Annotated in this window: 12 protein-coding genes; 7 read left to right on the top strand and 5 right to left on the bottom strand. The window is 64.2% G+C overall.

The window, feature by feature from the left end; genetic code table 11:
* Positions 1 to 200: 200 nt before the first annotated feature.
* The gene (locus RFM68_RS02290; RefSeq protein ID WP_320231013.1) at positions 201 to 1,301 is read right to left on the bottom strand and encodes a citrate synthase/methylcitrate synthase; all 1,101 of its coding nucleotides are present in this window, start codon (positions 1,299 to 1,301) and stop codon (positions 201 to 203) included.
* Between the two features lie 89 nt (positions 1,302 to 1,390).
* On the opposite strand from RFM68_RS02290, the gene RFM68_RS02295 reads away from it, so the two are divergent.
* The gene (locus tag RFM68_RS02295) at positions 1,391 to 2,557 is read left to right on the top strand and encodes a citrate synthase (protein ID WP_320231014.1); all 1,167 of its coding nucleotides are present in this window, start codon (positions 1,391 to 1,393) and stop codon (positions 2,555 to 2,557) included.
* A 239-nt stretch (positions 2,558 to 2,796) separates the two neighbouring features.
* Here the strand turns inward: RFM68_RS02295 and phaR are convergent, their stop codons facing one another.
* Positions 2,797 to 3,396, bottom strand: a complete 600-nt coding sequence (gene phaR / locus RFM68_RS02300) for a polyhydroxyalkanoate synthesis repressor PhaR (RefSeq protein ID WP_320231015.1) — start codon at positions 3,394 to 3,396, stop codon at positions 2,797 to 2,799.
* A gap of 303 nt (positions 3,397 to 3,699) precedes the next feature.
* Here phaR and RFM68_RS02305 point away from each other — a divergent pair, with 303 nt between their 5' ends.
* The 6 genes from RFM68_RS02305 (at position 3,700) to RFM68_RS02330 (ending at position 11,822) form a co-directional block, all read left to right on the top strand.
* A complete protein-coding gene (locus tag RFM68_RS02305; protein ID WP_320231016.1) occupies positions 3,700 to 4,884 on the top strand; it encodes an acetyl-CoA C-acetyltransferase in 1,185 nt (394 codons plus the stop codon).
* Positions 4,885 to 5,010: 126 nt separating this feature from the next.
* Positions 5,011 to 5,736, top strand: a complete 726-nt coding sequence (phbB, locus tag RFM68_RS02310) for an acetoacetyl-CoA reductase (RefSeq protein ID WP_320231017.1) — start codon at positions 5,011 to 5,013, stop codon at positions 5,734 to 5,736.
* 699 nt (positions 5,737 to 6,435) lie between these two features.
* A complete protein-coding gene (locus RFM68_RS02315; protein ID WP_320231056.1) occupies positions 6,436 to 9,840 on the top strand; it encodes a helicase-related protein in 3,405 nt (1,134 codons plus the stop codon).
* 71 nt (positions 9,841 to 9,911) lie between these two features.
* Complete coding sequence (locus RFM68_RS02320; protein ID WP_320231018.1) at positions 9,912 to 10,298, top strand: RNA-binding S4 domain-containing protein; 387 nt, start codon at positions 9,912 to 9,914, stop codon at positions 10,296 to 10,298.
* Between the two features lie 228 nt (positions 10,299 to 10,526).
* Positions 10,527 to 10,865, top strand: a complete 339-nt coding sequence (gene fdxA / locus RFM68_RS02325) for a ferredoxin FdxA (protein WP_320231019.1) — start codon at positions 10,527 to 10,529, stop codon at positions 10,863 to 10,865.
* Positions 10,866 to 11,240: 375 nt separating this feature from the next.
* Entirely contained in the window at positions 11,241 to 11,822 is a 582-nt protein-coding gene (locus RFM68_RS02330) for a CarD family transcriptional regulator (RefSeq protein ID WP_140803259.1), read from the top strand.
* Positions 11,823 to 11,875: 53 nt separating this feature from the next.
* On the opposite strand, the gene RFM68_RS02335 is transcribed toward RFM68_RS02330, so the two are convergent.
* The 3 genes from RFM68_RS02335 to RFM68_RS02345 all read right to left on the bottom strand — a co-directional run bounded on the left by RFM68_RS02335 (position 11,876) and on the right by RFM68_RS02345 (position 14,240).
* Positions 11,876 to 12,664 carry an amino acid ABC transporter ATP-binding protein gene (locus RFM68_RS02335; RefSeq protein ID WP_320231020.1) on the bottom strand — a complete coding sequence of 263 codons (789 nt, stop codon included), beginning with the start codon at positions 12,662 to 12,664 and terminating at the stop codon, positions 11,876 to 11,878.
* Positions 12,661 to 13,341, bottom strand: a complete 681-nt coding sequence (locus RFM68_RS02340; protein ID WP_320231021.1) for an ABC transporter permease subunit — start codon at positions 13,339 to 13,341, stop codon at positions 12,661 to 12,663. Before RFM68_RS02340 ends, RFM68_RS02335 begins: the two co-directional genes overlap by 4 nt.
* A 125-nt stretch (positions 13,342 to 13,466) precedes the next feature.
* A complete protein-coding gene (locus tag RFM68_RS02345; RefSeq protein ID WP_320231022.1) occupies positions 13,467 to 14,240 on the bottom strand; it encodes an amino acid ABC transporter substrate-binding protein in 774 nt (257 codons plus the stop codon).
* Between the last annotated feature and the right edge of the window lie 102 nt (positions 14,241 to 14,342).

Below are 14,342 nucleotides of genomic sequence, written 5' to 3' on the forward strand. Positions count from 1 at the left end.
GCGTTCCTATCCTGATGCGTCGGCTTGCCCCTGCGTCATTGCGTGGGTCAGCCTTCGGCCTGTCTATGTTGCAGTGCAGCATATAAGGACGAACCAAGGCAAGAACACGGACACACAAGCGTGATCGGGTGAAATTTCGGTCATGAAAAAAGCTCCCCGCGCCGGAACGCGAAGAGCTTGATGGAACTGTGCCGGCGTCGTCAGGCGACGAGATCGGGCACCGGCCCGACATAGCGCGACTGCGGCCTGATCAGCCGTCCGGTCGCCTGCTGCTCACGCGCATGCGCGATCCAGCCGGCGACGCGGCCGGCGGCAAAGACGCTGGAGAATGCCTCTTTCGGGAAGCCGACCGCTTCTAGCAGAAGCGCGGTGTAGAATTCGACATTGGTCTGGATCGAGCGCTGCGGCTTGGCGAGTTTGAGCACTTCGAGCGCTGCCTGTTCGACCGTCTCGGCGAAGGCCAGCCGCCTGCCCGTTTCGCCACCACTCTTCGCGTTGCCGGACCCGAGCTGCCGCACGACCGCCTTCAGCGCGTCGGCGCGCGGATCGCGCACACGGTAGATGCGGTGGCCGAAACCCATGATGCGCCCGCCATGCGCGATCTCGCCGCTGAGCCAGGCGGCGGCATCGCCGCTCGCCTCGATGGCGTCCAGCATCTCGATCACCGGCCCCGGCGCGCCGCCGTGCAGCGGGCCTTTCAGCGCGCCGAGCCCGGCCAGGATCGCGGAGGTCAGTCCGGCTTGCGTCGACGCCACCACGCGGGTCGCGAAGGTCGAGGCATTGAGCCCATGGTCGCAGACCGTCACCAGATAGCTGTCCAGCGCCCCGGCAAGCGCCGGCGAGGCGGTGCCGCAGAGCATCCGCAGCATATCGCCGGCATGATCGGCCTTTTCGTCGGGAGCGATCGGCGTCTCGCCCCGGCCAAGGCGCAGCAACGCCGGCGTCAGCACCGCCGGCGCCGCGATCAGCCGCTGCGCATCGTCAAGCTCGCCGCCGTCCGGCAGCATGGCGATGCCGGCCCTCATGCCGCTGTAGATGTCGAGCGGCGCAAGCTGGGTAAGCATCGGCTGCACAAGGTCGAACACCTCGGTGCGCGCCCTGCCGATCGCCTTCTCCAGTCCGGTATCGCTTGGAAGGCCATCGAAGAAGCCGTCGAACAGCAGCCGGACCACTTGCGCATGGTGCCAGCGGCCGGTGAGCTCCATCAGCGAATGGCCCCGGATGGTGAGATGCCCACCCGCGCCGTCGACATCGGAAAGCACCGTATCGGCCGCCACAACATCATCGAGCCCATTTGCCATGATCGTCTCCTTGACCTTTTGTGCATTGCAAATAATGGTGCGCAATCAATGCATCAATCTTGATCAATATAATCAATGTAAGGCGGCGGATGACGGAATGGCTGACGCGGGAGCAAGCGCTGGAGCGGCTGAACGTCCGGCCGCAGACGCTCTATGCCTATGTCAGCCGCGGCCGCATCGGCATGAAGCCGGACGACACCGACCCCCGCCGCAGCCAGTACCGCGCCGACGACATTGCCGCGCTCGCCACCCGCCGCGAGCGTGGAAGGAGCCCGCAGGCGATCGCCGAAAGCGCCATCGCCTGGGGCGAACCGGCGATCGCCACTTCCATCTCGACGGTTCTGCATGGCCGCCTCGTCTATCGCGGCAAGGATGCGGTGGCGTTTTCGGCGGCGGCGACACTTGAGGAAACGGCCGCCCTGTTATGGGCCGCGGATCTTCCGGTGTCGTTCGCGTCGCTGACCCCTTCAGCCGCTCGGCAAAGCGGCACGCCAACGGCATTCTCCTGGCTCTCGGCGCTCGCGGCCGAAGGCTGGCCTTCGCTCGGCTGCAGGTCGGCCATGCTGCAGCAGGACGGCGCCGCCGCCACCAGCGCGCTGGCCATGGCGCTCGGCGCGACGCCGGGTTCCGAACCCGTGCACGCAAGACTGGCGCAGGGCTGGTCGGTAGAGGCGGCGGGCGCCGATCTCATCCGCAAGGCGCTGGTGCTGCTTGCCGATCACGAGCTCAACGCCTCGACCTTTGCCGCCCGCGTCGCGGCCTCCACCGGCGCGCCGGTCGCCGCCTGCCTGCTTGCCGGCTTGGCGACGCTTATCGGCCCGCGTCACGGCGGAGCCGGTGCGGCGGCGATCGCGCTTGTCGAGGATGCGGAACGGCTGGGTCCCGATGCGGCGATCGCCCGCTGGCTCGCCCATGACCGGCCGCTGCCAGCCTTCGGCCATCCGCTCTATCCGGAAGGCGACCCGCGCGCCGAGGCCCTGTTCTCCGATTTCACGATCGATGACGGGCTGTTGCGGCTGCGCAAAGCCGTTCTTGCCGCGACCGGCCTGCATCCCAACATCGATTTCGCTCTGGCCGCCATGACGCGCAGCCTGCGCCTGCCCGCCGACGCACCGTTTCGCCTGTTCGCGCTCGGCCGCAGCGTCGGCTGGACGGCGCATGCCATCGAGCAGGTGACCAGCAACAGGCCGATCAGGCCACGCGCCCGTTATGACGGGCCTAGAGGGAGCGGCTCTAGCGCAGACGACTGGGATTAGCCGAAACGCGTCTCAAATCGTCATTCCAGGGCGGAGCAAGGAGCGAAGCGACGCGCGCAGGCCCTGGAATCCATGCCGTCACATCAACGTGCTGCGGCGGTTCAGAATTCTGCACCGATACGTTCTCCGGCAACGGTCACGTCATGGATCCTCGGGGTCAAGCCCGAGGATGACGAAGGGACGGGCCTCTACGGCTAACCACAAGCGTTCCGACCGCCGCCAAACTGCGGCGCACCCGATCAGGACATCGTGTCAAGCTTGCGCTGCATCGCCGCGATCTGCGCTTTCAATTCCTGCAGATCGTCGCCCTTCTCGGCCGTTTCCTTCTTCGGCGGCTCGGCCGGCGCCGCGGAATTCCCGCCGGCGGACGGGAACGGCGTGAACATGCGCATGGCGTTCTGGAACATCTCGACGTTGCGTCGCGTCTGTTCCTCGAGCGCCTTGATCGGCGTCTTCATCATGTCGATCGGCGTCTTGCCGAAGGTGCCCTTCAGCTGCTCCCGAAACCGCTCCTGCTCCTTGGAGAAGGCGATCATCGACTGTTCGAGGAAGCTCGGCACGATCATCTGCATCTGGTCGCCATAAAAGGCGATGAGCTGGCGCAGGAACGGGATCGGCAGCATGTTCTGCCCTTCCTTGTTCTCCAGCTCGAAGATGATCTGCGTCAGCACCGGATGCGTGATGTCGTCGCCGGTCTTGGCATCCTGCACCGTGAACTCCTCGCCCTTCTTGACCATCTCGGCCAAGTCCTCGAGCGTCACATAGGTGCTTGTGCCGGTATTGTAGAGCCGGCGATTGGCATATTTCTTGATGACGATCGGGTCGTCTTTCGCGGCCATCCGTATCCTCCCCAGGATACCGGCGCGCGCACAGTAGGCGGCCGGTAACGATTGTGCCCTTTGGCGAGGATATGCGCAAAAGCGTCACAATTCCAAGCGGTTTGTGCAGTGCGGCATCAATTAATGCTGCATGGCCACGACAAAATCCGCCGCGCGGTCAACGTCATGTTACCGCAACCGGTACGCGCTGTGCTTGCCGCGCATGGCGGCCATGCCCATTTCCGGTTTGACTTGGGGTTTCGAACGGGCAAGAAGTCCTAAAGCGATCCTGAAAATACGACACCTCGAAGTCTGGAGAAGAAAATGTCCGCTTCCAATGCCATCGTTGTCGCCAGCGCCGCCCGCACCGCGGTCGGCTCCTTCAACGGCAGTTTCGCCGCCACGCCGGCGCATGAGCTCGGCGCCGTGGTGATCAAGGAATTGCTCGCGCGGGCGAGCGTCGAGGCGGCGGAAGTCGACGAGGTCATCCTCGGCCAGGTGCTGACCGCCGCTCAAGGGCAGAACCCGGCCCGCCAGGCCTCGATCAATGCCGGCCTGCCGAAGGAGACCACCGCCTGGGGCCTCAACCAGGTTTGCGGCTCTGGCCTGCGCGCGATCGCGCTCGGCATGCAGCAGATCGCCACCGGCGACGCCAAGGTGATCATCGCCGGTGGCCAGGAATCGATGTCGATGTCGCCGCATGCCGAGCATCTGCGTGCCGGCGTCAAGATGGGCGACTACAAGATGATCGACACCATGATCAAGGACGGCTTGTGGGATGCCTTCAACGGCTACCACATGGGCAACACGGCCGAGAACGTCGCCCGCCAGTTCCAGATCACCCGCGAAGCCCAGGACGAATTCGCTTTAGCCTCGCAGAACAAGGCGGAGGCCGCGCAGAAGGCCGGCAGGTTCAAGGACGAGATCGTCGCTTTCACCATCAAGGGTAAGAAGGGCGACACCATCGTCGACCAGGACGAGTATATCCGCCTTGGCGCGACGCTAGACGCCATGACCAAGCTGAAGCCCGCTTTCGACAAGGACGGCACGGTCACCGCCGCCAACGCCTCCGGCATCAATGACGGCGCCGCCGGCGCGCTCCTGATGACCGAGGCAGAGGCTGCCCGGCGCGGCATCACCCCGCTGGTGCGCATCGCTTCCTGGGCGACCGCCGGCGTCGATCCGGCGATCATGGGCACCGGCCCGATCCCCGCTTCGAAGCGAGCACTGGAGAAGGCCGGCTGGTCGGTCAAGGACCTCGATCTCGTCGAAGCCAACGAGGCCTTCGCCGCGCAGGCCTGCGCCGTCAACAAGGGCATGGGCTGGGATCCCTCGATCGTCAACGTCAATGGCGGGGCGATTGCCATCGGCCATCCGATCGGCGCTTCCGGCGCCCGCGTCTTCAACACGCTGGTCTTCGAGATGCGCCGCCGCGGCGCCAAGAAGGGCCTGGCGACGCTGTGCATCGGCGGCGGCATGGGCGTGGCGATGTGCGTCGAAGCGATGTGAGCTCAGCGAATAACGAATAGGGAGTAGCGAATAGGGAAGGAAAAGCGTCGCGCTGCGGGATATCAGATCCCTACTCGCTATTCGCTACTCCCTATTCGCTCCTCCGACCAAAAAGGGAGGAACTTCATGTCCAAAGTAGCAATCGTCACGGGCGGATCGCGCGGCATCGGTGCGGCGATCTCGGTGGCGCTGAAGAGCGCCGGCTATTCGGTGGCCGCGAACTATGCCGGCAATGACGAGGCAGCAAGCAAGTTCACCGCCGAGACCGGCATCAAGACCTATAAATGGTCGGTCGCAGACTATGACGCCTGCGCCGCCGGCATCAAACAGGTCGAAGCCGATCTCGGCCCGGTCTCGGTGCTGGTCAACAATGCCGGCATCACGCGCGACGCCATGTTCCACAAACTGACGCGCGAACAGTGGAAAGAAGTCATCGACACCAATCTGTCGGGCGTCTTCAACATGACGCATCCGCTGTGGGGCGGCATGCGCGACCGCAAGTTCGGCCGCGTCATCAGCATCTCCTCTATCAACGGCCAGAAGGGCCAGGCCGGCCAGGTCAATTATTCGGCCGCCAAGGCCGGCGACATCGGCTTCTCCAAGGCGCTGGCGCAGGAAGGTGCTCGCGCCGGCATCACCGTCAACGTGATCTGCCCCGGCTATATCGCCACCGAGATGGTCAAGGCGATCGACGAGAAGGTGCTCAACGAGCGTATCATCCCGCAGATTCCGGTCGGCCGCCTCGGCGAGCCGGAAGAAATCGCGCGCTGCGTCGTCTTCCTGGCTTCCGACGAGGCCGGCTTCATCACCGGCTCGACCATATCAGCCAATGGCGGCCAGTACTTCGCCTGATATCCAATTGCACTAGGGCGGCCCTGACATCCGGGCCGCCCTTTCTCGCCCGCTGGAAAGGCCGGCGCGACACCTTGCCTCAATTCGGCACGCAAAGGTTAACGGCCCGGGCCACACCCTGTGCACAACCCGCTTCGCAAGCTGTGAATTCTCGGTGGGCAAGCTGTGGACAACACCATATCTAGGGGTGAACAAACCGGGAAAATCGGCGGAACGCTGATTCGTCGCCGATTCGTTCTGCCTTTGGCCGAAAAGTTAACGGCAGACGGGGCGAACTCCACCGAATTCGTTAAAAGCGATTAAGAAAAATCAACAATTTCATAATCTTGGGGGCCACCCGCAAGTCGGCCACGACCGTTTACCGGCAAAGGTTAACGACGGCTTGGTTCCAGCGAGCACCAAGCATGAATCGGGCCAATTTCCCGATTCAGCATGTGGTGAGACTCATCGTCAAAAAATCCACATATAGCCATGAACAAACCATGAATCAGAACGAGTCACCGATTCGTCGCTGATTCGTTCCAGACTCGTTCCAGCCGTTAACAACAGCCGATTTTTGACCGGCCCGGCCGGCCTCGCCTATCCCGGAGGAACATTCCGCTTTCGCTCGTCGTCCTAAATCCCTATGTGTCGGCTGTCACACGCGGCGGCGCCGCCGCGCTTCCGACCAAAAGCGGCAGAAACCTCATTTCCGAGCCGATGAATATCCAGCCGAAACACTCCCAGCCACTGATCCTTTCGGGCCGCGACGTGACGGCCGTGCTAGGGCCCACCAACACCGGCAAGACCCATCTCGCCATCGAGCGCATGGTCGCGCATGAGACCGGCGTCATCGGCCTGCCGCTGCGGCTGCTCGCCCGCGAAGTCTATGCCCGCGTCTGCGAGAAGGCGGGCGCCCACAAGGTGGCGCTGATCACCGGCGAGGAGAAGATCGTCCCGGCCGGAGCAAGATATTCGGTCTGCACCGTCGAAGCGATGCCGCGCGAAACCGATGCCGCCTTCGTCGCCATCGACGAGGTGCAGCTCGCCGGCGATCTCGAACGAGGCCACATCTTCACCGACCGCATCCTGCATCTGCGCGGCCGCCAGGAGACGCTGCTTCTGGGCGCGGCCACCATGCAGGGCATCCTGCAGCGCCTCTTGAAGGGCGTGTCGGTGGTGACCCGGCCGCGGCTGTCGCATCTTGCCTATGCCGGCTCGAAGAAACTCACCCGGCTGCCGCGGCGCACGGCGATCGTCGCATTCTCGGCCGACGAGGTCTATGCCATCGCCGAACTGATCCGCCGCCAGCAGGGCGGCGCCGCCGTCGTGCTCGGCGCGCTCTCGCCGCGCACCCGCAACGCCCAGGTGGCGCTCTTCCAGTCCGGCGACGTCGATTACCTTATCGCCACCGATGCCATCGGCATGGGGCTGAACCTCGACCTCGACCACGTCGCCTTCGCCCAGAACCGCAAGTTCGACGGCTATCAATACCGCAACCTGAGCGCGGCCGAGCTCGGCCAGATCGCCGGCCGCGCCGGCCGCCATTTGCGCGACGGCACCTTCGGCGTCACCGGCCAGGTCGATCCGCTCGACGAGGACCTGGTCAGGAAGATCGAGGGGCACGACTTCGACCCGGTGAAGGTGCTGCAGTGGCGCACCGCCGATTTCGACTTTTCCAGCCTAGATCAACTGAAGCGCTCGATCGAAACCAATGCGCCGGTCGAGGGGCTCACCCGCGCGCTGCCGGCCGTGGACGCGCAGGCGCTGGAGCATCTGTCGCGCGATGGCGACATCCGCGCTTTAGCCTCAGGCATGGAACGCGTGGCGCTGCTCTGGGAGGCCTGCGCCCTGCCCGACTACCGCAAGATCGCGCCGGCCCAGCATGCCGACCTCATCGCCTCCATCTATATGGACCTTGCGCGCCATGGCCATGTCGATGAGAATTACATGGCCGAGCAGGTGCGCCGCGCCGACACGATGGAAGGTGACATCGACACGCTGTCGCACCGGATCGCGCAGATCCGCACCTGGACTTTCGTCTCCAACCGGCCGGGCTGGCTGGCCGATCAGCTACACTGGCAGGAAAAGACGCGCGAAATCGAAGACAGATTGTCGGATGCGCTGCATGAGCGGTTGACGAAACGCTTCGTAGACCGCAGGACTTCCGTCCTCATGCGGCGCCTTAGAGAAAATACCATGCCTGAAGCCGAAATCAGCCCAACCGGAACCGTTCTCGTCGAAGGCCATCACGTCGGCGAGTTGCAGGGGTTCCGCTTCACCGCCGACCAGAGCGCCGGCGGCGAGGACGCCAAGGCGGTGCGCACCGCCGCCCAAAAAGCACTTGCCGCCGAGTTCGAGGCGCGCGCCGAGCGCTTTGCCGCGTGCGCCAATGGCGACTTGGCGCTCGGCTCCGACGGCGTCCTGCGCTGGATCGGCGCGCCGATCGGCACGCTGGTGGCCGGTGACGAAGCGCTGAAGCCGCGTCTGGTCCTGCTTGCCGACGAGCAGCTGACCGGCCCTGCCCGCGACAGGGTCGCGGCGCGTGCCGAGCGTTTCGTCAATTTCCAGATCGAGTCGCTGCTGAAACCGCTGGTCGATTTGAAGAATGCCGACCAGCTCACCGGCATCGCGCGCGGCATCGCGTTCCAGCTGGTCGAGCATTTCGGCCTGATCAATCGCCGCGACATCGCGGAGGAGATGAAGTCGCTCGACCAGGAAGGCCGCGCTGCGCTGCGGCGGCTGGGCGTGCGCTTCGGCGCCTACCATGTCTTCGTGCCGGCACTGATCAAGCCAGCGCCGGCCGGTCTGGTGACGCTGCTCTGGGCGCTGAAGAACGACGGCAAGGACAAGCCGGGTTTTGGCGATGTCGTGCATGCGCTCGCCTCGGGCCGCACCTCGGTGGTCATCGATCCGGCCTTCGACAAGACCTTCTACAAGCTCGCCGGCTACCGCAATCTCGGCCGCCGCGCGGTGCGCGTCGATATCCTCGAACGGCTTGCCGACCTCATCCGCCCGGCGACCAACTGGAAGCCCGGCCTCGGCCAGCGCCCGGACGGCGCCTATGACGGCCACGCCTTCATGGTGACGCCGCCGATGATGTCGATCCTCGGCGCCACCGCCGACGACATGGAAGAAATCCTGAAGGGCCTCGGCTATCGCTCCGAGGCGAAGCCGGAGGCCGAGGTAAAGGCGAAGCTCGAGGCCCAGGACAATGTCGCCCGCGAAGCGGCGGCGGCGAAGCTCGCCGCGGAAGAGGCAGCTCGCGCCGCGCAGGCGGCGGAAGCTGCCGCGACAGACGCGGTTGCTGAGACATCCGTCGAAGGTTCGGAGCCGGCTGCCGCTGTCGAGACTGCCGCCGAAGTTCCGGCCGAAACCATTGCGGAAGTGGCTGAGGAACCCGCCGCGGGAGAGCCGGCAGAAGCTTCGACCGAGGTCACGGAAGAAGCCCGTTCTGCAGAGGATATTGTGGTGCTCGAGTCGGCCGAACTTGCCGAAGCTCCCACCTCCCCCTCGATGGGGGAGGTCGCGGCGCGAAGCGACGCGGGTGGGGGTGACGGCGCCGACGATGCAGATACTGATACCGCCGGCGCCCCCCCGGCGCTGCGCGCCGGCGCTCCGCACGAGAGTGAGGGTGAAGTCGGTGAGCCCGCAGCGGAAGCCGAGGAGCCAAAACCAATCCTTCTATGGCGCCAGGCGCGTTTCGATCATCAGCGTTCGCGCCATCGCCACGACAACCGTCGTGACAATCGCCCGCGCGGTGGTCAGCCTTCACGCGACAGCCAGGCAGGTGCTGCAAGCGGCCAGACCGGCGATCACCCGGCCCGCGAGCAGCGTGACGGCGCTGGTAAGCCGCGCTTCGACCGCTCGAAGTTCAAGCCGAGGCCGGAGACAGGCGACCGGCGCGAGGGTGGTGAACGGCGCGAGGGCAGGCCGCAAGGCGAACGCCCCGACCGCCGCGAGGGCCGGCCCGACTGGAAGGGCAAAAGACAGGACGGCAAGGGCAACGCTCCGGGCGGCAAGCCGACCTTTCAGAGTAAGCCGCGCGAAGAGCGCCCGCAGCGCTTCGACCCGGATTCGCCCTTCGCCAAGCTCGCCGCCTTGCGCGACCAGCTGAAGAAATAGGCTAGAGCATGATCCCGAAAAGTGGGAACCGGTTTTCGGATAAGATCATGCTCCAACAAAGCTAGCCTGCGATGGTTGGGGAAGGCCGCCAGCGCATCGACAAATGGCTGTTCTTCTCGCGCGCGGTGAAGTCGCGGTCCCTGGCGGCAAAGGTCGTCGTCGCCGGGCGTGTTCGCATCAATCGCGACAAAGCAGCGCAGGCCTCGGATCTGGTGAAGCCCGGCGACGTGCTGACCATCACGCTCGAGGGCCGTATCCTCGTCTGGAAAGTGCTGAATTGCGGCGCGAGGCGCGGCCCTGCCGAGGAGGCGCGGCTGCTTTACGAGGACATGTCCCCGGCGCCGACACCCAAAGGCGAGGCCGTCCCGGACGCCATTCCGGCTTTGCGCGAGGCCGGCAGCGGCCGCCCGACCAAACGCGAGCGCCGGCAGACCGACCGGCTGCTTGGCGATGATTGAGACCGGACCTCGGCGCAGCCGGAGCAATCCGGAAAAAGTTCGCAGCGGTTAGGTTCGACGACCTCGCCGGAGCAGGCCGGCCTTTCCATCAACCGCCGAACTGCGCCAAGGACTGGAATTCCATTCCGCAACGCCGGCTCCGCCAGCAAGCCCTGCCCTTGCATGCGGCGGGCAAAGGCGTTACCTCAGCCGAAAAGCCCAACAAAATGGGACGTTCCGGAGCCTGCAATGACCTATGTCGTGACCGACAATTGCATCAAATGCAAATACATGGACTGCATCGAGGTCTGTCCGGTCGACTGCTTCTACGAGGGCGAGAACATGCTCGTCATCCATCCCGACGAGTGCATCGACTGCGGCGTCTGCGAGCCCGAATGCCCGGCCGACGCGATCAAGCCGGACACCGAGGGCGGCCTCGACAAATGGTTGCAGGTCAATTCCGAATACGCAGAGAAATGGCCCAATATCACCGCCAAGAAAGAGCCTCCGGCGGACGCCAAGACCTTCGACGGCGAGACCGGAAAGTTCGAGAAATATTTCTCGGCGGTGCCCGGCGAAGGCGATTGATATAGGTGCTGGCAACGCCGGCGTGACGCGGCGTAACGTGGCCGATACAATTACTGTCTTGACAGGCAGGGGTGCCGCTCGGCGTCTGCGAACGCAGCAAAACCTTGATTCTTCCGACTTTTTGTGTTACATCAACCAAACATGCCGGTGACACAACGTCGATTTATGGCGCTAACGCCCCAAATCACTGAAAGGTGAGCTTCTCAAACCCGGACCAGAGCGATCTGGGACAGGCGGCCGCATTCGTGCGCTTTGCTGGTCTCAGCTTTTTCCGGTGGGTTCACCTGTTGTGCGGCTAATGATCGGCTGTCGCCGGTCACGCGAGTTCAGCCGGCGCCGCCATGCCGGCGCTACAACCAAGGAGTTCAGGGCGTAATGGCAACGATCACCCCGCAGAAGAAGTCCACCGCGGCCCGCCACGGGTTCAAGACCGGCGAGTTCATCGTCTACCCGGCACACGGCGTCGGCCAGATCGTGGCGATCGACGAGCAGGAAGTTGCCGGTCACAAGCTGGAACTGTTCGTCATCGACTTCCAGAAGGACAAGATGCGGCTGAAGGTGCCGGTCGCCAAGGCGACCTCGATCGGCATGCGAAAGCTGTCGGAAGAAGATTATGTCGACCGCGCGCTGAAGGTCGTGCAGGGTCGTGCCCGCGTCAAGCGCACCATGTGGTCGCGCCGCGCCCAGGAATATGATGCCAAGATCAATTCCGGCGACCTGATCTCGATCTCGGAAGTGGTGCGCGACCTCTATCGCGCCGACAACCAGCCGGAGCAGTCCTACTCCGAACGTCAGCTGTATGAAGCCGCGCTCGACCGCATGGCCCGCGAGATCGCCGCGGTGAACCGCATGTCGGAGACCGAAGCGGTGCGCCTCATCGAGGTCAACCTCAACAAGGGTCCGAAGCGCGGCGCCAAGGCCGACAACGAAGAATCCGAACAGGAAGAAGCTGCCTGAGCTTTTTCGCCATCTGAAGACGAAAACCCGGCCTCGCGCCGGGTTTTTGTTTTTCAAGGAGCGGGCGTCTGTGGGGCTCCGGCTTCCTTCTGCGCCTCTTCCTGCCGCAACGACGCGATGAAGCGCTTGGTGCGCTCGCGCTCCGGATTGTCGAAAACCACCGAGGCAGGGCCTTTCTCGACGATCGAGCCGGCATCGAGGAACACGACCTCCTGCGCGATCTTGGAGGCAAGCCGCAGATCATGCGTGGCCATCACCATGGTCGTGCCCTCGCGGGCAAGCTGTCCAAGCACGTCGACCACTTCCTGCGCCAGTTCCGGGTCGAGCGCCGAGGTCGGCTCATCGCACAGCAGCACGCGCGGCGACGGCGCCAGCGCCCGGGCGATCGCCACGCGCTGCTGCTGACCGCCCGACAGCGTCGCCGGCCAGGCGTCTGCCTTGTGCGCCATGCCGACCTTTTCGAGCAGCGCCAGCGCCCGTTCGCGCGCTCTCGACTCAGGCCATTTCAGCACCGTGACCAGCCCCTCCATGATATTCTCGATCGCCGTGCGATGCGGGAAGAGCTGGAAGTTCTGGAACACCATGCCGGTCTGCAGGCGGATGCGCTGGATATCTTTTGCCGGCACCTTGCCACCCGGGTGGAATTCAAGCGCCTCATCGCCGATGCGCAAGGCGCCGGAAGTCGGGATCTCCAAGAGGTTGATGCAGCGCAGCAGCGTGCTCTTGCCACCGCCCGAAGGGCCGACCAGCGCCGTCACGCTGCCCTCGTCGAGGCTGACGGTGACGCCTTTCAGCACCAGGTTGTCGCCGAAGCGTTTTTCGATGTTGGTGAGGCCGATCATGCGTTGGCCTCCAGGAACCCGCCATAGCGGTTGAGCCGCACCTCCAGCCGCGCCTGCAGCGCCGACAGCACCGAGCTTAACGCGAGATAGAGCGCCGCCGCCTCGACATAGAGGATCAGCGGCTCATAGGTGGTGGCGACGATGCGCTGCGCGGCCTGGAACATCTCCGGCACCGTGATCGCTGCCGCCAATGACGTGTCCTTGACCAGCGAGATGAAGGTGTTGGAAAGCGGCGGCACCGCAACGCGGCCGGCCTGCGGCAGGATCGTGCGCCGCATCGCCTGGCTCCAGGTCATGCCGATGGAATAGGAAGCTTCCCATTGCCCTTTCGGCACCGAACCGATGACGGCGCGGATGATCTCCGACGTGTAGGCGCCGATGTTGAGCGTGAAGCCGATCAGGGCCGCGGGAAAGGCATCGAGCAGGATACCGACCGACGGCAGGCCGTAGAAGATCAGGAAGAGCTGCACCAGAAGCGGCGTGCCGCGAAAGATCCAGACATAGAAGCGGGCGAGCAGCACCAGCGGTTTCGGGCCGAACAGCCGGATCAGCGCGGTCACCAGTCCGGCTATGAGCCCGAGCGCGAAGGACAAGAGCGTCAGCGGCACGGTGAAGATCAGCGCCGCCCACAACAGCGTCGGCAACGAGTCCAGCATCAACTGCAGCCAGTGCGGCACGGAAGTCCTCCTGTCCAGGCGCTGCGGCTGTCCTACAGCCGCGGCGCTGGATGAATATCATGCGAAAAACGGCGGGCCGTCAAAGACGACCCGCCGGAATTAAAGAAGCCAAAGAACGGTACAGCTTACTGCGAAACGTCCTGGCCGAAATATTTATCGGCGATCTTTTTGTAGGTGCCGTCGGCCTTGATGTCGGCCAGCGCCTTGTTGATCGCGGCAACCAGATCCGGATCGCCCTTGCGTACGATAACGCCGGAATAGTCGGCATTCTCTTCCTGCGCGGCAATCTTCACATTGGCGTCCGGCTTGTGCTTCTTGAAGTCGAGGAAGGACAGGCTGTCGTTGATGGTGGCGTCGGCGCGGCCGGTAAGCAGAAGCTGGATCGACTGGTCGAAACCGTCGGTACCGACGAGCTCGGCGCCGTTGGTTTCGGCAAGCTTGCCAAAGTTGGAGGTCAGCGACTGTGCCGACTTCTTGCCCTTGAGGTCGGCGAAGGTCTTGATGTCGGTGTTGTCGCCGCGCACGATCAGCACGGCCTTCGAGGCGATATAGGGATCGGAGAAATCATACTTGGCCTTGCGGGCATCGGTGATGCCGACCTCATTGATCACGGCATCGTAGCGATTGGCGTCGAGACCGGCGATCAGGCCGTCCCACTTGCCTTCGAGGAACTGGACCTTGACGCCGAGCTTGTCGGCGATGGCCTTGGCGATCTCGACGTCGAAGCCGACCAGCGCACCGGACTCGTCGTGATAGGTGAAGGGCGCATAGGTGCCTTCGGTGCCGACCTTGATGACGCCAGCCTGCTTGATCTGGTCGAGATTGGCGCCGGCATGGCCGGCGGTGACCGCCAGAGCCTGCAGCGTTCCGGCGATAAGGAGTGATTTAAGCCATTTCATTTTTCTGTGATCCCGTTTTGACCGGTGCCCGGCTCGATTGTGAGAGCCGGAAACTGACAGATAGAAGGCTGCTGAATAAGGAACCAGATTTCAAATATCGGC

This window comes from Mesorhizobium montanum, from assembly GCF_033977145.1.
Taxonomy (GTDB): Bacteria; Pseudomonadota; Alphaproteobacteria; order Rhizobiales; family Rhizobiaceae; genus Mesorhizobium; species Mesorhizobium montanum.

Coding starts and splice junctions, on each gene's coding strand:
- RFM68_RS02290 (WP_320231013.1), bottom strand. CDS start 1,301: ATGGCAAATGGGCTCGATGATGTTGTGGCGGCCGATACGGTGCTTTCC.
- RFM68_RS02295 (WP_320231014.1), top strand. CDS start 1,391: ATGACGGAATGGCTGACGCGGGAGCAAGCGCTGGAGCGGCTGAACGTC.
- phaR (WP_320231015.1), bottom strand. CDS start 3,396: ATGGCCGCGAAAGACGACCCGATCGTCATCAAGAAATATGCCAATCGC.
- RFM68_RS02305 (WP_320231016.1), top strand. CDS start 3,700: ATGTCCGCTTCCAATGCCATCGTTGTCGCCAGCGCCGCCCGCACCGCG.
- phbB (WP_320231017.1), top strand. CDS start 5,011: ATGTCCAAAGTAGCAATCGTCACGGGCGGATCGCGCGGCATCGGTGCG.
- RFM68_RS02315 (WP_320231056.1), top strand. CDS start 6,436: ATGAATATCCAGCCGAAACACTCCCAGCCACTGATCCTTTCGGGCCGC.
- RFM68_RS02320 (WP_320231018.1), top strand. CDS start 9,912: ATGGTTGGGGAAGGCCGCCAGCGCATCGACAAATGGCTGTTCTTCTCG.
- fdxA (WP_320231019.1), top strand. CDS start 10,527: ATGACCTATGTCGTGACCGACAATTGCATCAAATGCAAATACATGGAC.
- RFM68_RS02330 (WP_140803259.1), top strand. CDS start 11,241: ATGGCAACGATCACCCCGCAGAAGAAGTCCACCGCGGCCCGCCACGGG.
- RFM68_RS02335 (WP_320231020.1), bottom strand. CDS start 12,664: ATGATCGGCCTCACCAACATCGAAAAACGCTTCGGCGACAACCTGGTG.
- RFM68_RS02345 (WP_320231022.1), bottom strand. CDS start 14,240: ATGAAATGGCTTAAATCACTCCTTATCGCCGGAACGCTGCAGGCTCTG.